This window comes from Sphingomonas corticis, from assembly GCF_012035195.1.
Taxonomy (GTDB): domain Bacteria; phylum Pseudomonadota; class Alphaproteobacteria; order Sphingomonadales; family Sphingomonadaceae; genus Sphingomonas; species Sphingomonas corticis.
The window spans coordinates 241,358-256,543 of sequence record NZ_JAAVJH010000002.1 but is presented as its reverse complement, the minus strand read 5'-3'; the positions used below and the strand labels follow the sequence as shown (position 1 = coordinate 256,543).

17 protein-coding genes and 1 tRNA gene are annotated in these 15,186 nt (G+C 73.5%); 7 read left to right on the top strand and 11 right to left on the bottom strand.

Annotated elements, in window-relative coordinates:
- Positions 1-82 precede the first annotated feature (82 nt).
- The 4 genes from HBH26_RS03970 to HBH26_RS03955 all read right to left on the bottom strand — a co-directional run bounded on the left by HBH26_RS03970 (position 83) and on the right by HBH26_RS03955 (position 4,413).
- Positions 83-1,615, bottom strand: a complete 1,533-nt coding sequence (locus HBH26_RS03970) for a SulP family inorganic anion transporter (RefSeq protein ID WP_168133299.1) — start codon at positions 1,613-1,615, stop codon at positions 83-85.
- Positions 1,615-2,310 (bottom strand): carbonic anhydrase, encoded by a 696-nt coding sequence (locus HBH26_RS03965; RefSeq protein WP_168133298.1) that lies wholly within the window; start codon positions 2,308-2,310, stop codon positions 1,615-1,617. The genes HBH26_RS03970 and HBH26_RS03965 overlap by 1 nt, the downstream gene beginning before the upstream one ends.
- A 73-nt stretch (positions 2,311-2,383) precedes the next feature.
- Positions 2,384-3,706 carry an ATP-binding protein gene (locus HBH26_RS03960; protein ID WP_168133297.1) on the bottom strand — a complete coding sequence of 441 codons (1,323 nt, stop codon included), beginning with the start codon at positions 3,704-3,706 and terminating at the stop codon, positions 2,384-2,386.
- Positions 3,703-4,413 carry a response regulator transcription factor gene (locus HBH26_RS03955; protein WP_168133296.1) on the bottom strand — a complete coding sequence of 237 codons (711 nt, stop codon included), beginning with the start codon at positions 4,411-4,413 and terminating at the stop codon, positions 3,703-3,705. Before HBH26_RS03955 ends, HBH26_RS03960 begins: the two co-directional genes overlap by 4 nt.
- A 151-nt stretch (positions 4,414-4,564) precedes the next feature.
- Here HBH26_RS03955 and HBH26_RS03950 point away from each other — a divergent pair.
- The 4 genes from HBH26_RS03950 to HBH26_RS03935 all read left to right on the top strand — a co-directional run bounded on the left by HBH26_RS03950 (position 4,565) and on the right by HBH26_RS03935 (position 7,377).
- Positions 4,565-4,639 (top strand) — tRNA-Gly (locus HBH26_RS03950).
- Positions 4,640-4,982: 343 nt separating this feature from the next.
- Entirely contained in the window at positions 4,983-6,038 is a 1,056-nt protein-coding gene (gene ada, locus HBH26_RS03945) for a bifunctional DNA-binding transcriptional regulator/O6-methylguanine-DNA methyltransferase Ada (RefSeq protein WP_209308307.1), read from the top strand.
- Positions 6,035-6,580 (top strand): DNA-3-methyladenine glycosylase I, encoded by a 546-nt coding sequence (locus tag HBH26_RS03940; protein ID WP_168133294.1) that lies wholly within the window; start codon positions 6,035-6,037, stop codon positions 6,578-6,580. Before ada ends, HBH26_RS03940 begins: the two co-directional genes overlap by 4 nt.
- Positions 6,577-7,377, top strand: a complete 801-nt coding sequence (locus HBH26_RS03935; RefSeq protein ID WP_168133293.1) for a DUF72 domain-containing protein — start codon at positions 6,577-6,579, stop codon at positions 7,375-7,377. The genes HBH26_RS03940 and HBH26_RS03935 overlap by 4 nt, the downstream gene beginning before the upstream one ends.
- A 3-nt stretch (positions 7,378-7,380) precedes the next feature.
- Here the strand turns inward: HBH26_RS03935 and HBH26_RS03930 are convergent, their stop codons facing one another.
- The 6 genes from HBH26_RS03930 to hemC form a co-directional block, all read right to left on the bottom strand.
- Positions 7,381-7,833, bottom strand: a complete 453-nt coding sequence (locus HBH26_RS03930; RefSeq protein ID WP_168133292.1) for a SitI3 family protein — start codon at positions 7,831-7,833, stop codon at positions 7,381-7,383.
- Positions 7,812-8,030: a CdiA C-terminal domain-containing protein gene (locus tag HBH26_RS03925; RefSeq protein WP_338057246.1), complete on the bottom strand. Its 219-nt coding sequence runs from the start codon at positions 8,028-8,030 to the stop codon at positions 7,812-7,814. Before HBH26_RS03925 ends, HBH26_RS03930 begins: the two co-directional genes overlap by 22 nt.
- Positions 7,985-8,827 (bottom strand): hypothetical protein, encoded by an 843-nt coding sequence (locus tag HBH26_RS20370; protein ID WP_209308306.1) that lies wholly within the window; start codon positions 8,825-8,827, stop codon positions 7,985-7,987. The genes HBH26_RS03925 and HBH26_RS20370 overlap by 46 nt, the downstream gene beginning before the upstream one ends.
- 91 nt (positions 8,828-8,918) lie before the next feature.
- Positions 8,919-9,770 (bottom strand): MICOS complex subunit MIC60, encoded by an 852-nt coding sequence (locus HBH26_RS03920; protein ID WP_168133291.1) that lies wholly within the window; start codon positions 9,768-9,770, stop codon positions 8,919-8,921.
- A gap of 26 nt (positions 9,771-9,796) precedes the next feature.
- Positions 9,797-10,444 carry a uroporphyrinogen-III synthase gene (locus HBH26_RS03915; RefSeq protein WP_168133290.1) on the bottom strand — a complete coding sequence of 216 codons (648 nt, stop codon included), beginning with the start codon at positions 10,442-10,444 and terminating at the stop codon, positions 9,797-9,799.
- On the bottom strand, positions 10,441-11,337 hold the full coding sequence (hemC, locus tag HBH26_RS03910; RefSeq protein WP_168133289.1) for a hydroxymethylbilane synthase: 897 nt from the start codon (positions 11,335-11,337) through the stop codon (positions 10,441-10,443). Before hemC ends, HBH26_RS03915 begins: the two co-directional genes overlap by 4 nt.
- A gap of 351 nt (positions 11,338-11,688) precedes the next feature.
- Between hemC and tsaD the strand changes: the two genes are divergently transcribed.
- Both tsaD and HBH26_RS03900 read left to right on the top strand, forming a co-directional pair.
- On the top strand, positions 11,689-12,714 hold the full coding sequence (gene tsaD / locus HBH26_RS03905) for a tRNA (adenosine(37)-N6)-threonylcarbamoyltransferase complex transferase subunit TsaD (protein WP_168133288.1): 1,026 nt from the start codon (positions 11,689-11,691) through the stop codon (positions 12,712-12,714).
- Entirely contained in the window at positions 12,711-13,682 is a 972-nt protein-coding gene (locus HBH26_RS03900) for an NAD(P)H-dependent glycerol-3-phosphate dehydrogenase (protein WP_168133287.1), read from the top strand. Before tsaD ends, HBH26_RS03900 begins: the two co-directional genes overlap by 4 nt.
- Positions 13,683-13,706: 24 nt before the next feature.
- Here the strand turns inward: HBH26_RS03900 and HBH26_RS03895 are convergent, their stop codons facing one another.
- Positions 13,707-13,868: a DUF1674 domain-containing protein gene (locus HBH26_RS03895; RefSeq protein ID WP_168133286.1), complete on the bottom strand. Its 162-nt coding sequence runs from the start codon at positions 13,866-13,868 to the stop codon at positions 13,707-13,709.
- 39 nt (positions 13,869-13,907) lie between these two features.
- Between HBH26_RS03895 and HBH26_RS03890 the strand changes: the two genes are divergently transcribed.
- A complete protein-coding gene (locus tag HBH26_RS03890; RefSeq protein ID WP_168133285.1) occupies positions 13,908-15,185 on the top strand; it encodes an RsmB/NOP family class I SAM-dependent RNA methyltransferase in 1,278 nt (425 codons plus the stop codon).
- The last annotated feature ends 1 nt before the right edge of the window (position 15,186 follow it).

Genomic DNA, 15,186 nt, shown 5'->3' with positions numbered 1-15,186 from the left:
GGCGGCTACTGGCCACCCTCCCGAGGTATTCGCGCTGCGTTGCAGCAATATGTCCCGTCTATGTCAAAACGTTTCCGCTGGATCAGCCCCCGGCCAGTGTGGCGAACTTGCCACGTCCGCCCGTCACTTCCACCGAGGCGCCGGAGGCGCGGCGGCGGGTGAACCAGTCGCGCAGCATCTCCGCGCTGGTATGGTCCACCGCGTCCAGCCGGCTGGCGTCGATGCGCACGTTGGTGCCGTGGGGCACGCGGTCCAGCGTCTCGGCAAGGCGGGGCAGCGAGACGAAGGTCGCCGCGCCGTCCAGCGTGATGGCATGGGCACCATCCTCGCTCGCCTCGAACACGCGCAGGCGCAGGCGGCGCAGGTGCGGCACCAGTTCCAGCACGGTGAGCGCGATGCCGATCAGCACGCCGGTGAGCAGGTCGGTCGCCACCACCATGATGAGCGTCGTCGCCCAGATCACGACCGGCAGCACGCCATAGTCGCGATACAGGTGCGAGGCGTGCTTCAGGCTGACCAGCCGCCAGCCGGTGACGACCAGGATCGCGCCCAGTGCCGCCATCGGGATCTCGCGCAGCAGCCACGGCAGCGCCGCGACGAAGCCGAGGATCCAGACGCCGTGCATGATCGCGGAGGCGCGGGTGATCGCGCCCGCCTGCACGTTGGCCGAGGAGCGCACGATCACGCCCGTCATCGGCAGCGAGCCGGCCACGCCGCACAACAGGTTGCCGACGCCCTGCGCGCGCAGTTCCTTGTTGTAGTCGGTGCGCACCCCGTCGTGCATCTTGTCCACCGCGGCGGCGGACAGCAGCGTCTCCGCCGAGGCGATGAAGGCGATGGCGAGCGCGGTCGCGACGATGCCGAAATTGGCATAGGCGCCGAGGAAGCCGTCGCCGGGCAGCGAGATGGCGGCGGTGATGCTCGCCGGCACCTCGACCCGCGCGACCTCCAGCCCCAGCGCGAAGGCGGCGATGGTGCCTGCCAGCACGCCGACCAGCGCGCCCGGCATCAGCCGCAGCGACGCGGGCCGCCACTTCTCCCACCCCAGCATCGCCGCGATCGTCAGCAGCGCGACGCCGAAGGCGATCTCCGTCGCCTGGATGTCGGTGGACAGGCCCAGCAGGCGCGCCGGCATGGCGGCCAAATTCTCCGGTCCGCTCGACAGCGGACGCTCGTCGAACAGCACGTGGAACTGGCCGATCACGATCAGCACGCCAATCCCGGCGAGCATTCCGTGGACGACCGCGGGAGAGATCGCCTTGAACCAGCCGCCCAGGCGGAAGACGCCGGCAGCGAACTGGATCGCGCCGGCGAGGACGAGGATGGGGCCGAGCGCGCTGAGGCCATGGTCGCGCACGAGCTCGTAGACGATGACGGCCAGACCCGCGGCGGGGCCGCTGACCTGCAGCGGCGAGCCGGCGAGCGCGCCGACGATGATGCCGCCGATGATCCCGGTGATGAGGCCCTTTTCCGGCGGAACGCCCGAAGCGATCGCGATCCCCATGCACAGCGGCATGGCGACCAGGAACACGACGATGGACGCGGTGAAGTCGCGCCCGAGGAACTGGAGCCGGGGGACGGAGACCCCCGGCGTCGCGATCGCTTCGTGCTTCATTACTCAGCCGCCTCTGCGATGAAGTCGGCGGCCAGCCGCTTCTCGGCGGGCTGGGCGACGGGCAGCGGGCGATCCTCGCTGATCTGCGCGAAGCGGCCGGTCTCGCCGTCCAGCGCCAGGATCGTGCCGTTGTGGATGTCCACGAACCAGCCGTGCAGCGCGATCTCGCCGCGGGCGAGGCCGGCGGCGACCGACGGATGCGTGCGCAGGTGGGCCAGCTGCGCCACCACGTTCTCCAGGCTCAGCGCGCGGACGCGCGCGGTCTCGTCCAGCTCGGGGTAGCTCTGGTCCACCACCTGCCGCGCGGCGCTGCCGTGGCGCAGCCAGGCGAGGACGTTGGGCATCGATTCCAGCTTGGCCGGATCGCCCGCCAGGCCCTTCATCGCGCCGCAATCGGAATGGCCGCAGACGATGATGTCGCGGATACCGAGCGCCGCGACGGCATATTCCACCGTCGACGTGACGCCGCCGTTCTGCGTCGAATAGGGCGGCACGATGTTGCCCGCGTTGCGGCAGACGAACAGGTCGCCCGGCGCCGCCTGCACGATGTGCTCGGGCACGATGCGAGAATCGGCGCAGCTGATGATGAGGGCCTTGGGACTTTGGCCATCGGTCGCGAGCTTGTTGTAAAGTCCTCGCGCATCGGGATAAGTCTGCTTCTCGAAGCTGAAGACGCGGCCGATCACCTCGTTCACCGGGACTACTCCTGTCAGTATCATGACCGACGGGTCTACGGCGCGTCATTTGCCGCGGCGCGGCGCCTTTGTGTTATTTCGTTTCCGCCGGCGGCAGCAACACTTCGGCACAAAGCCCGCCGGCGGCGCGATTGGACAGGATCAGCCGTCCCCCTTCCGCGGTAACCGCCTCCTTCACGATCGCGAGGCCCAAACCGAAGCCCACCGTGTCGCGGCGCCGTGCGGGGTCGAGCCGCACGAACGGCTCCACCGCACTCGCCAGCTTCTCCTCCGGAATGCCGGGGCCGTCGTCCTCCACGCGCACCGACAGGCCGTCGTCGCGCGGCTCCAGCGTGATCCACACCCGCTCGCCGTAGTGAAGCGCATTGTCGACCAGGTTGACGATCGCCCGCTTGACGGCGGAACGGCGCAGCACGCGCTCGCAATGGTCCGGCCCGACATAGTCGGCATCGCGGCCGCGGTCCTGCGCGTCGTCGGCGATCGTCGCGCACATGACGGCGAGATCGACGCGCGAGGGCCGCTCCGGCTCCGCCTCGCCTCCCAGGAACGCGAGCAGCGAGGCGATCATCGCCTCCATCTCCGCCACGTCGTGCGCGATCGCGTCGCGCGTGTTCGCGTCCGCCAGCGCCTCGGTCCGCAGGTGCAGCCGCGCCAGCGGCGTGCGCAGGTCGTGGCCCACCGCGGCCAGTGCCTGCGTCCGCCCCGCGATCAGCGAGGCGATGCGATCCTGCATGGCGTTGAAGGCCAGGATCACCCGCCGCACCTCTCCCGGGCCGTCCGCCTCCAGCGGCACCGCGTCGCCGTGCCCCACCCGCTCCGCCGCGGAGGCGAGCCGGCGCAGCGGCAGCAGCAGCTGGCGCAGCACCACCGCGCCCAGCACCATCAGCGCGATCGCGGGCACCATGGCCAGCGCCACCCGCTCGAACGCCAGGTTGATCGCCGCCACCGGCTCCAGCGTCTGGAAATACAGCCAGCTGCCGTCGTCCAGCCGCAACCCGCCCGACACCGCGGAGCTGCGCCCCGGCGACACCAGCCGCAGCCGCAGGTCGGTCTTCGCCAGCGACGGCTCCCACGCGATCACCTGCTGCCGCATCGCGTCCAGCGACGGCGCGACCGGCGGGGGCGAGGGCAAGGCGTCGCGCCACTGCACCAGGTAGCGGTCGGTGCTCAGCTCCGCCGCCATGCCGGGGCGCCCGGCGGCGGGGCGCTCGGCCACCAGCCGGCGGCTGATGACGAGGTGCTCGGCCAGGCGGTTGGCCTCGTCGTCCTGCACGGCGTAGCGGCTGGCGCGCTCGTACAGCAGCGTGCTGGCGCCGAACTCGATGATGATCGTCAGCAGCAGGATCGCCAGCACCTGGCCGAGCAGGCCGATGGCCGGGCGATGGAACCGCTTCAATGCCGCTCCACCGGCGCGTTCAGCATGTAGCCGACGCCGCGCACCGTCACGATGGGCGCGGTGTGCCCCGCCCCGCCCAGCTTGCGGCGCAACCGGCTGACCAGCACGTCGATCGAGCGGTCCGAACTGTCGCCCAGCCGCGTGCGCGACAGCTCGATCAGCCGCTCGCGCGCGATCACGCGCTGCGCGTGGTCGGCCAGCACGGTCAGCAGGTCGAACTCCGCGCCGGTCAGGTCGACGATCGCCCCGGTGGGCGAGGTCAGCTCGCGCCGCGGCAGGTTCACCGTCCACCCGTCGAAGGTGAGCATCCCCTGGTCGCCCGCGCCGGTGGTGCGATCCAGCGGCGGGCGGCGCAGCACCGCGCGCACCCGTGCCACCAGCTCGCGCGTGCCGAACGGCTTGGCGATGTAATCGTCCGCGCCCAGCTCCAGCCCGACGACTCGGTCGGTCTCGCTGGCGCGCGCCGACATGAAGATGATCGGCACGTCGCTCTTCTGCCGCAGTGCCCGGCACAGGTCGATGCCGCTGGTGCCGGGCAGCATGATGTCAAGCAGGACGAGATCGACGGGTCCGGAATCCAGCGCCAGCCACATCTCGGGCGCGGCGGAGGCGGGGCGGACGAGGAAGCCGTTCTCCTGCAACGCGCGCGCGGTGAGCATCCGGAGCGACGGGTCGTCCTCGACGAGGAGGATGGTGGGTGCGGTCATGTTTCGCGCAGGTAGAGCCGGGGCCGATGCGGGTCAAATCGGGCGCCCACGCCGATTTCGTCGATCAAGCCGCTTGCGGAGCCGAAAAGCCGCTGCTAATGGCCCCGCCTCACCCGCCTGGAAGCGCAGTTTTCCGGGCATCGGCGCCAGAGCGGGCGTAGCTCAGGGGTAGAGCACAACCTTGCCAAGGTTGGGGTCGAGGGTTCGAATCCCTTCGCCCGCTCCAGCCGCCTCGCTGATCTAGCGAGGCTCGATCAGCTTCTCGAAGACGGCGCGGCCAGCGGCGCGAAGCGGCGATTGACGACGCGGCTTCACTGTTCTTCCATGCCCGCCACCTCGTTTGCGAGCGGCGCGCCCGCCGCAAGCCGCCCTCCCCCGTCATCCCGGCCCCCTGCCGGGGTCCGTCGTCGCGCTCACAACGGCTTGCAGATTTGCGGCACGGTGGATGCCGGGGCACGCCCGGCATGACGAAAGCGCGTGTGCAGCGGTCCCGACCCGCGCGCACGATTGCCGATTCGACCGCAAGAACCGGAACGCCTATCCTCCCGTCAACGGCGATACCGGCGACCATGACCCACCAGCCCGACACCGCCAGCGACCCCCGCTGGCCCCGCATCCTCGCCCGCGACGCCAGCGCGGACGGAGCGTTCTTCTACTCGGTCGCGACCACCGGCATCTACTGCCGCCCGTCCTGCCCCTCTCGCGCGGCGCGGCCGGAGCACGTCGCGATCCACGCCACGCTGGCGGAGGCGCGTGCCACGGGCTTCCGCGCGTGCCGCCGCTGCTGGCCCGACGGCGCTTCCCCGACAGAGCGTCGCGCCGCGCTGGTCGCGCGGGCGTGCCGCCTGATCGAGCGGGCGGAGGAGACGCCCGCGCTCGCCGCGCTGGCCGCCGCCGCCGGGCTCAGCCCCGCGCACTTCCACCGCCTGTTCAAGGCGCAGACGGGCCTGACGCCTCGCGGCTACGCCGCCGCCCATCGTGCCGCGCGGGTGCGCGAGCGGCTGGCTGCGGGCACTCCGGTCACCACCGCGCTGCACGACGCGGGCTACGGCTCCAGCAGCCGCTTCTACGCGGGCGCGCCGGCGATGCTGGGCATGGCGCCCGCACGCTATCGCGACGGCGGCGCGCGGGAGACGCTGCGTTTCGCGATCGGCGCGACCTCGCTCGGCGCGATCCTCGTCGCGTCCAGCGCGCGCGGCGTGGCGGCAATCCTGCTCGGCGACGACGCGGCGGCACTGCTGCGCGAGGTGCAGGACCGCTTCCCGAACGCCGAGCTGATCGGCGCGGACGCGGGCTACGAGGCGCTGGTCGCGCGCGTGGTCGCGCTGGTGGAGGCGCCCGCGATCGGCCACGACCTGCCGCTCGACGTGCGCGGCACCGCGTTCCAGCAGCGGGTGTGGGACGCGCTGCGCGCCATTCCGCCGGGCGAGACCGCCAGCTACGCCGACGTCGCGCGCCGCATCGGCGCCCCCGCCGCGGTGCGTGCGGTGGCGGGTGCCTGCGCCGCCAACGCGCATGCGGTGGCCATTCCGTGCCACCGCGTCGTCAGGAGCGACGGCGCGCTCTCCGGCTATCGCTGGGGCGTGGCGCGCAAGCGCGCGCTGATCGAGCGGGAGGCGTCGTGACCGTGCGCTGCCGCTGGGCGGAAGGGCACCCTCTGCTCACCGCCTATCACGATGCCGAGTGGGGCGTGCCCGAGCGCGACTCGCGCGCGCTGTTCGAGAAGCTGATCCTCGACGGCTTCCAGGCCGGGCTCGCCTGGATCACCATCTTGAAGAAGCGTGACTCCTTTCGCGCCGCCTTCGACGGCTTCGTACCGGAACGGATCGCCGGCTGGGGCGAAGGGGACGTCGAGCGGCTGATGGCGGACGCGGGCATCGTGCGCTCGCGCGCGAAGATCGCCGCGGCGATCGGCCACGCGCACGCGTACCTGGCGATGCGCGACGCCGGGGAGGCGTTCGCGCCCTTCGTCTGGTCGTTCGTCGACGGGGTGCCGTGGCGCGGCACGGGCTCGATGGTCCGCTCCCCACCCGGGGACGCACTGTCCGTGGCGCTGAAGGCGCGCGGGTTCAAGTTCGTCGGCCCGGTGATCGTCCATGCCTGGTTGCAGGCGACGGGCGTGATCGACGATCATGAGCCGCAGTGTTTTCGCAGGAGGGGCGAATGACGGGCACGATCCGCGTGGGCATCGGCGGCTGGACCTACGAACCATGGAAGGACGGCGCCTTCTATCCGCCGAAATGGCCGGCGAAGCGCGAGCTGGAATATGCCAGCCGCCATGTCACCGCCGTCGAGGTGAACGGCACCTTCTATTCCGGCTTCAAGCCCGCCACCTTCGCCAACTGGCGCGACACCGCGCCCGACGGCTTCGTCTTCGCGCTGAAGGCGTCGCGCTATTGCGTCACGCGCAAGGTGCTGGCGGAGGCGGGCGAATCGATCGCGCGCTTCGTCGGCCAGGGAATCGTCGAGCTCGGCGAGAAGCTGGGCCCGATCCTGTGGCAGTTCGCCGCCACGCGGAAGTTCGACGCCGAGGATTTCGCCGCCTTCCTGGCGCTGCTGCCCGACGCGCACCAGGGGGTCGCGCTGCGCCACGCCATCCATGTCCGGCACGAGAGCTTCGCCGTGCCCGAGTTCGTCGCACTGTGCCGCGCGGCGAAGGTCGCGATCGTCCACGCCCGCTCCGACGACTATCCGTCGCTCGCCGACCTATCGGGCGACTTCGCCTATGTCCGGATCGAGGACGCGCGCGAGGAGGAGCCGGAGGGGTTCGCCGCCGCCGACCTCGACGCGCTCGCCGCCAGGGCGCGCGAGTGGGCCGCGGGCGTGGCGCCGGCGGGTCTGCCCTACGTCGCCGACGCGGCGCCGGCGCGACCGCGCGACACCTTCGTGTTCATGATCAACGGCGCCAAGGTGCGCGCGCCCGCCGCGGCGATGGCACTGCTGCGGCGGCTGGGTCACGGGTGACGATCAGATGATCGGCAGCGGCTCCAGCCGGTAGGGTGCGCCCAGGCGGTCGGCCAGGCCGGGCGCGAACGTGGGGCGGATCCACCAGTCGTCGCGACTGGTCAGCACCAGGTCGCCGCGCAGCCGCAGCGCCAGCACGACGTCGTTGTTGCTCGCCAGTGCGGCATCGGCCGGCACCTCGCGCAGCAACAGCGCGACCGTTTCCACCAGCCGGGCGATCCCTTCCTCGTAGGGGGCGAACTTGTCCTGCGTGAAGAAGATCTCGACGTGCGGCGCAAAGCCCAGCGCGGCCCAGCGCCTGCCGATATCGCGCGCATCGCCGATCGTGGCGGTCAGCGCGGGCGCCACGAACGTGGCGGGGCTGTCCGTGTCTGCGAGGCCGGCGGTGCGCAGCCACCCGGCCAGCGCAGACGGGGCGACGTCCTCAGCGAACTTCAGCTGATAATCAATCGCCACTCGGGCGCGTCCTTCCGCCGGGGTCCGTTGGGGAAGGTCTTGTGGACCGCGCCGTTCCTGTCAATCAGGACGACTTCCTGAAGTCCCTGGATCGGATTGTCGCGCAGTGCCTGCTGGATGTCGCCGGGGCGGACAGGGCTGTCGCCCAGGTTCAGGACGATGCGATGCGCCTGCCCCTTCCCCACCTTGTCCGCGATCCCGGCATAGACGCCGCCCGCCGTCGGCGATTGCGGCGAATAGCCATCGAAGATGCCACGATGCGATAGTCGGGGTTCTTGCCCGGCGCGATCCCCGCGGCGGCGCGGTCCGCGTCGGTCAGGTGCGGGTTCTGCTCCACCTTGTAGCCCCGTCCGGTGAGGATATCCGCCGATTCGTTCTCCCGCGCGATGCCGCGCTTGAAGTCCGGTGCCGCATCGGGCGCGTTGGTCGCGCGCTGCCCCCCGGGCACCCCGCCGACGGAATTGGTCGGCGCGGTACGCGACGGGATGAAGGACGGTGCGCGGGTTCCTGTGCCCAGCACCCCGTCCACCTCGCGCCCGGTCCGCGCGAGATGCTGCCGCGCCGAGGCCGGCAGCGCGTCCAGCGCCCCCTGCGGAATCGCGTGGATCGCGTCCTGCACCTTCTGCAGCGCGGGCCGCACCGCCTGCGCGAAGCCCGGATCACGCCGTGCGAGATCGACCGCATTGCCGATCGTCCGCGCCCAATGGCCGAGCTTCCCCAGCTTCGCCGCGTCGCCGACATAGGGGATGACGCCCACGAAGGACGCCAGCGCGCCCCAGCCGTCGCCGCGCCAGATCGAGATGCCGGTGTTGGCAAGGTCGGCGAACGAAGTGGGTTCGAAGATGCCCACGATGTCGAGCGCCACCTGCGTCACGTCCAGTGCCACGTCGGCGCGGCCTTGACGGGGCGCCGCACCGGCCGGTGGCGTGGCGGCGTGGCTCGCCGCGTCGATGGCGACGGGGGCGCTCCGCCCGACGGGGTTGGTGCCGACCATGAGGACCTTCCGGTGCTGGAAACCGGACGGGGATCAGCGCGGTCGGCCGCGCCGCTCGATAATCGATCCGATTAGCGGGCGTCGCCGGCGGTCAGGGGTAGGTCGCAGTTGCCCCCGGCTGCGCCACCGCCCCGGTGATCGCCGCGGCCTCCAGCGTGTCGAGCGCGCGGTGCGCCTCGACGTAGCGCGTCGCCGCCGCGCTCCAGTTCTGCGCGCGGGCGGCGCCGGGCAGGCGGCCGATCTCGCCCAGCGCGGCCTCCACGTTGCCCGCGTCCAGCATCCGGCGTGCGCGCGCGATGCGGTCGGCGGGCAGCGGGGACGGCGTGCCGGTGCGGTGGATGACCACCAGGTTGCGCAACTCGCTGCCGATGCCCGCCCACCAATCGTCCTCGCCCGCCAGCAGCGTCGGCTGCGCGGCGTCGAGCGCGATGCGCAGGTCCTCCACCGTCACCGGCGCGCGCGCGGCGCGGATCACCAACTCGGTCTCGCGCGGGACGGCGCCGCCGAAGCGCTGGCGCAGCTGCTCCTCGAGATAGCCGAGCCCCATGCCCCGATCGATCGCGCGCCGCGCGGCGAAGGCGACGAGGATCCCCTCCGCGCGCGAGGCGCGGCCGGCGGCGGCGCTGCTGTCCGCGGCGATGGTCGCGGCGCGCGCCTCCAGGCTGGCGAGCTGCGCGCCGAGCGCCGCCTCGCGCGTCGCCAGGGTGACCGGGTCGATGCCCGGCACGGCGGGGGCGGTGGCCGCGGCGGGCGCCGGTGTCGCGGCGGCGCGCGCGGGCGCGGCCGGCGCGGGCGATGCGGCACCGGACAGCCAGCCCGGCGTGTTGCGGATGGCGAAGACCATCAGCCCCAGGCCGACGAGGAAGGCGATCAGCGCGATCACCACCACCGGGCCGAGCCGCGGACGCGGGCGGGGCCGCTCGGTGAAGCCTGCGTCACTCATCGCCGCCGCTTATCCGCGGGCGCGCGTCACGGGTCAATCGCCAGCGATGCGGCGGTCGCGACCAGCGCCGCGTCGGCGGGCCGTTCGGCGACGGCCACCCTCGCCCAGCCGAACCCCGCCGCCACCGCCACCGCCGCGCTGATCGCGGCGATCCGCACCCGCTCGCGCTCAACCGGCACGATCGCGGCGAAGCGCGTGGCGGCGCGCGCGGAGTGGAGCAGCACGAGGCCGTCGGCCGCCGCGTCGAGGGCGCCGGCGGGCGGGTCGATCGCCTCGCTGGCGTAGACCGTCACCGCGGTCACGGCGGGCGCCGCCACGCGGTCGCGTCCGGCGAGATGGAGCAGGCGGCGCCCCTCCGCCGCTTGGACCGCCGCGGCGGCATCGCCCGCGCCGGCCGCGATCACGGCGAAGCCCGCCGCGCGTGCCGTCGCCGCCGTCGCCTCGCCGACCGCCACCACCGGCAGGTCACGCACCGCGGCCAGCCCGGCGCCGCCGTGGCGCACCGCATTGGCGCTGGTCAGCAGCAAGGCGTCGAATTCGCCCGCCGGGCGCTGCCAGTCGACGGGTACCACCCGGAACAGCGGCACCGCCGTCGCGATCACGCCGGCGGCGGCGAGCCGCGCGACCGTCGCGGTCGCGCCCGGCTCCGGCCGCAGCACCAGCGCGCGTCTCACCCGGCGAACAGCCGCCGCACCGACGCAGGCGCGCGGGCGAGCAGATCCTGCGCCAGCGCGGTGCCGAGCGCGACCGGCTCCGCGCCCGCCATCTGCCCTTCGACCGCCTCCGCGCCATTCTCGGTCAGCAATTGCGCGGAGAGGAGCAACCCGCCGTCCTTCGGGAAGGCCAGCGCCGCCACCGGCGAGTGGCAGTCGGCGCGCAGCCCCGCCAGCAGCGCCCGCTCCGCCCGCACCGCCCGATGCGTGTCGACGTCGTCGATCGCCGCCACCAGCGCGCGGGCGGGGCCGTCCGCCAGCGTCTCGATCCCCACCGCCCCCTGCGCCGGGGCGGGAAGCATCGTCTCCAGCGGGATCGGCGCGCCGGTGTCGTGCCGGCCCAGCCGGTCGAGCCCCGCGGCGGCGAGCAGGGTCGCGTCCACCTCCCCCGCCGCCAGCTTCCCCAGCCGCGTGTCGACGTTGCCGCGGAACAATGTGGTGGAAAGGTCGGGTCGCAGCCGCGCCAGCTGCGCCGCGCGGCGCGGGCTGCTGGTCCCCACGGTCGCGCCGCGGGGCAGCGCGGCGACGCTGTCGGCGCCGATCAGCCGGTCGCGGACGTCGGCGCGCGGCAGCATCGCGGCGATGGCGATCGCCTCCGGCCGGAACGTCTCCACGTCCTTCATCGAGTGGACGCAGGCGTCGACCTCGCCCGCCACCAGCGCGCGGTCCAGCTCCTTGGTCCACAGCGCCTTGCCGCCGATCTCCGCCAGCGCGCGGTCCTGCACGCGGTCGCCGGTGGTGCGGATGACGACGATCTCGACCTCGTCCCACCCGTGCGCGGCCATCAGCGCGTCGCGGACCATGCCGGCCTGCGTCAGCGCGAGGGGGGAACCGCGGGTGCCCAATCGAAACATGCCCGCGTCCTTGCCGCGTCGTCGCTCGGGCGGCAACCGCTGAAGCTTCACGCGAAGGCGCGACGACGCGAAGAAGAAGGAAGGTTTGTTCGCGCGGAGGTGCAGAGACGCGGAGAGTTACGTTGGCGGCACTGTCCCGAGCCGCCACCGGCGGCTCACTCTTCGGCGAAGCGGAGATGAAGGTCTCGCTGACGCGAGACGGGCACCGCAGGCGCCCTCTCTGCGCCTCCGCGCCTCCGCGCCTCCGCGCGAACAAACCTTCATGCTTCCTCTTCGCGCCTTCGCGTGAACTCCACCCTCTGCCGCGAGCCCCCCTCGACGCCCCCCCCGCCGACCCCCTACATAGCCGCCATGCTGATCCTGGGCCTCGAATCCTCCTGCGACGAGACTGCCGCCGCGCTCGTCACCGGCGACCGGCAGGTGCTGGCGCATCGCCTCGCCGGACAGGAAGCGGCGCACCGGCCCTATGGCGGCGTCGTGCCGGAGATCGCGGCGCGGGCGCACGTCGAGGCGCTGGAGCCGCTGGTCGCGGGCGCGCTGGCGGATGCGGGGGTGGCGCTGGCCGAGGTCGACGCGGTCGCCGCCACCGCGGGGCCGGGGCTGATCGGCGGGGTGATGGTGGGGCTGGTCACCGGCAAGGCGCTGGCGCACGCCGCGGGCAAGCCGTTCGTGGCGGTCAACCATCTGGAGGGTCATGCGCTGAGCCCCCGGCTGACCGAGCCGGACCTCCATTTCCCCTATCTGCTGCTGCTCGTCTCCGGCGGGCATTGCCAGTTGCTGCTGGTCGAAGGGGTCGGCGCCTATCGCCGACTGGCGACGACGATCGACGATGCCGCTGGCGAGGCGTTCGACAAGACTGCCAAGGTGCTGAAGCTGGGCTTCCCCGGCGGTCCGGCGGTGGAGCGTGCCGCGGCGCTGGGCGATCCGCGCGCGGTGCCGCTGCCGCGTCCGCTGAAGGGATCGAAGGAGCCGCATTTCTCCTTCGCCGGGCTGAAGGCCGCCGTCATGCGCGCCGCGCCCGACCATGCGGCGGCGGACCTCGCCGCCTCGTTCCAGGCGGCGGTGGTCGACTGCCTGCTCGACCGCACCGAGCGCGCGCTGCAGCGCAGCCACGGCGCGACCGCGCTCGTCGTCGCCGGCGGGGTCGCGGCCAACGGCGCGGTGCGCGCCGCGCTGCAGGCGCTGGCGGCGCGGCACGGCCTGCCCTTCATCGCGCCGCCGCTGTGGCTGTGCACCGACAACGCGGCGATGATTGCCTGGGCCGGCGCGGAGCGGTTCGCGGCGGGCCTCACCGATCCGCTCGACACGCCGGCGCGCCCGCGCTGGCCACTCGACCCCTCGGCGGAGGCGGTGCGCGGGGCGGGAGTGAAGGCATGAGGATCGGCGTGATCGGCGGCGGCGCCTGGGGCACCGCGCTGGCGCAGGTGGCCGCGGACGGGGGGCAGCCCGTCACGTTGTGGGCGCGCGAGGCGGAGGTGGTCGACGGCGTCAACGCCGATCACGTCAACCACGCATTCCTGCCCGGCGTGTCGCTCTCCGCGTCGATCCGCGCCACCGGCGACCTCGCCGACCTTTCCGCCTGCGACGCGCTGCTGGTGGTCGCGCCGGCGCAGCATGTCGGCCGCGTGCTGGCGGAGGCGCCGGTCGGCGCCACGCCGCTGGTGCTGTGCGCCAAGGGGATCGAGGCGGGCACCGGCCGGCTGGTGGGCGAGGTGGCGCGCGCCGCCTGCCCGGCCGCGCCGATCGCGGTCCTCTCCGGCCCCACCTTCGCGCACGAAGTGGCGAAGGGCCTGCCCACCGCCGTCACGCTCGCCTGCGAGGACGCGGCGCTGCGCGACGCGCTGGCCGCCCGGCTCGCGAACCGCGCGTTCCGGCCCTATGCCGCCACCGACGTGGTCGGCGCGGAGATCGGCGGCGCGGTGAAGAACGTGCTCGCGATCGCCTGCGGCGTCGTCGAGGGCGCGGGGCTGGGCCAGAATGCGCGCGCCGCGCTGATCGCGCGCGGTTTCGCCGAGATGACGCGGTTCGGCCTCGCCAAGGGCGCGCGCGCGGAGACGCTGGCGGGGCTGTCGGGTCTCGGCGACCTCGTCCTCACCTGCTCCTCCACCGCCTCGCGCAACTTCTCGTTGGGCGCCGGCATCGGTCGCGGCGAGGCGGCGGCGGACCTGATGGCGAACCGCCGCACCGTGGCGGAGGGCGCCTTCACCGCCCCCGTGCTGCGCGAGGTCGCGGCGGCGGCGGGCGTCGACATGCCGATCACGGACGCGGTGTGCCGCCTGCTGGACGGCGCGGCGGTGGAGACGGTGATCGGCGACCTGCTGGCACGACCGCTGCGAGGGGAGTGACCCGCGCACCCCATCGAGCGCGGCTCAGAAATCGACCGCCACGCCCTTCAGTTCCCAGTCGCCGAAGCGCACCGGGTCGCGGCCGAGCGGGTCGTCCTGCTGCCGCGTGCCTTCCGCGGGTTCGGGCACGGGCGTGTTCGGCGTCAGATAGTCGGGCGGGGTGACGTGGTCGGGGCGCTTGCCCATGGGATTGCTCCTGCAAGGTCAAAACAGGTAGGCGCGGGCATGGCCCTTCGCAATCCGCCCGAACCGCTCGGCACCGCCGCGCGCCGTGCCGCGCTCCGGCTGCTGGACGCCGTGCTGCGGCGCGGCGAGCCGCTGGAGGCCGCGCTGGCGCAGGCGACGCGCGCGCTGCCCGGCGGGCCGGACCGCGGGCTTGCGCACGCCATCGCGGCGGAGACGCTGCGCCGGCTGACCGATCTCGACGCGCTGATCGATTCGGCGACGCGCAACCGGCTGGCGGACGACGTCAAGGCGCGATCGGCGCTGCGCGTCGCGCTGGTGCAGGTGCTGGCGCTCGGCACGCCGCCGCACGCCGCCATCGCCACCGTCCTGCCGCTGGTGGACGGCGGGCCGAAGCGGCTGGTCCACGGCGTGTTCGGCACGCTGGTCCGCGGCGGCGCGACCCTGCCGGAGTTGCCCGCCCTTCCGGCCGCCGTGGCGGAGCGCTGGCAGGCGGCATGGGGCGAGGAGGCGGTGGCCGGTGCCGCCCGCGCCATCGCCGCGCCGCCGCCGGTCGACCTGACGCTGCGCGACCCGGCGGAGACGGCGGGCTGGGCGGAGCGGCTGGGCGGCACCAGTCTCGCCCGCGGCCACGTCCGCCTCGTCGATCCCGCGCCGATCGCGGAGCTGCCCGGCTATGCCGAGGGCGCGTGGTGGGTGCAGGACCTCGCCGCGTCGCTGCCCGCGCGGCTGCTGCCCCTGCCCGCGGGCGACGTGCTGGACCTGTGCGCGGCGCCGGGCGGCAAGACGCTCCAGCTCGCCGCCGCGGGCCACCGCGTCACGGCGATCGACGCATCGAAAAGTCGCGCCGCGCGACTTTTCGAGAACCGCGAGCGGACGCGCCTCGCCTTCGACGTGGCGGTCGCCGACGTGCTCGACTGGTCGCCGCCCGCGCCGGCCGACGGCGTGCTGGTCGACGCGCCGTGCAGCGCCACCGGCATCTTCCGCCGCCATCCCGACGTCCTCTATCGCGCGCACCCGCGGGTGGTGGAGGAGATGGCCGCGCTGCAAACGCGCATCCTCGACCGCGCCGCGGCATGGGTGAAGCCGGGCGGCACGCTGGTCTACGCCACCTGCTCGCTGGAACCTGCCGAGGGCGAGGAGCAGGCGGCGCGGTTCCTCAGCGACCACGACGACTTCGCCGTCGCGCCCGCGCGCGAGGAGGAACTGCCCGCCGGCATCGCACCGACCGCGGAGGGCTTCGTGCGCACCCTGCCCGGGACGCTGGCTGCGGCGGGCGGATGCGACGGCTTCTTCATCGCGCGCTTCCGCAAGGCGTGAA

Bases quoted from the DNA above. Each gene is read 5' to 3' on its own strand.
- HBH26_RS20370 (WP_209308306.1), bottom strand. From the start codon at position 8,827: ATGGTCGGCACCAACCCCGTCGGGCGGAGCGCCCCCGTCGCCATCGAC.
- HBH26_RS03970 (WP_168133299.1), bottom strand. From the start codon at position 1,615: ATGAAGCACGAAGCGATCGCGACGCCGGGGGTCTCCGTCCCCCGGCTC.
- tsaD (WP_168133288.1), top strand. From the start codon at position 11,689: ATGCTGATCCTGGGCCTCGAATCCTCCTGCGACGAGACTGCCGCCGCG.
- HBH26_RS03900 (WP_168133287.1), top strand. From the start codon at position 12,711: ATGAGGATCGGCGTGATCGGCGGCGGCGCCTGGGGCACCGCGCTGGCG.
- HBH26_RS03890 (WP_168133285.1), top strand. From the start codon at position 13,908: ATGGCCCTTCGCAATCCGCCCGAACCGCTCGGCACCGCCGCGCGCCGT.
- HBH26_RS03920 (WP_168133291.1), bottom strand. From the start codon at position 9,770: ATGAGTGACGCAGGCTTCACCGAGCGGCCCCGCCCGCGTCCGCGGCTC.
- hemC (WP_168133289.1), bottom strand. From the start codon at position 11,337: ATGTTTCGATTGGGCACCCGCGGTTCCCCCCTCGCGCTGACGCAGGCC.
- ada (WP_209308307.1), top strand. From the start codon at position 4,983: ATGACCCACCAGCCCGACACCGCCAGCGACCCCCGCTGGCCCCGCATC.
- HBH26_RS03895 (WP_168133286.1), bottom strand. From the start codon at position 13,868: ATGGGCAAGCGCCCCGACCACGTCACCCCGCCCGACTATCTGACGCCG.
- HBH26_RS03955 (WP_168133296.1), bottom strand. From the start codon at position 4,413: ATGACCGCACCCACCATCCTCCTCGTCGAGGACGACCCGTCGCTCCGG.
- HBH26_RS03935 (WP_168133293.1), top strand. From the start codon at position 6,577: ATGACGGGCACGATCCGCGTGGGCATCGGCGGCTGGACCTACGAACCA.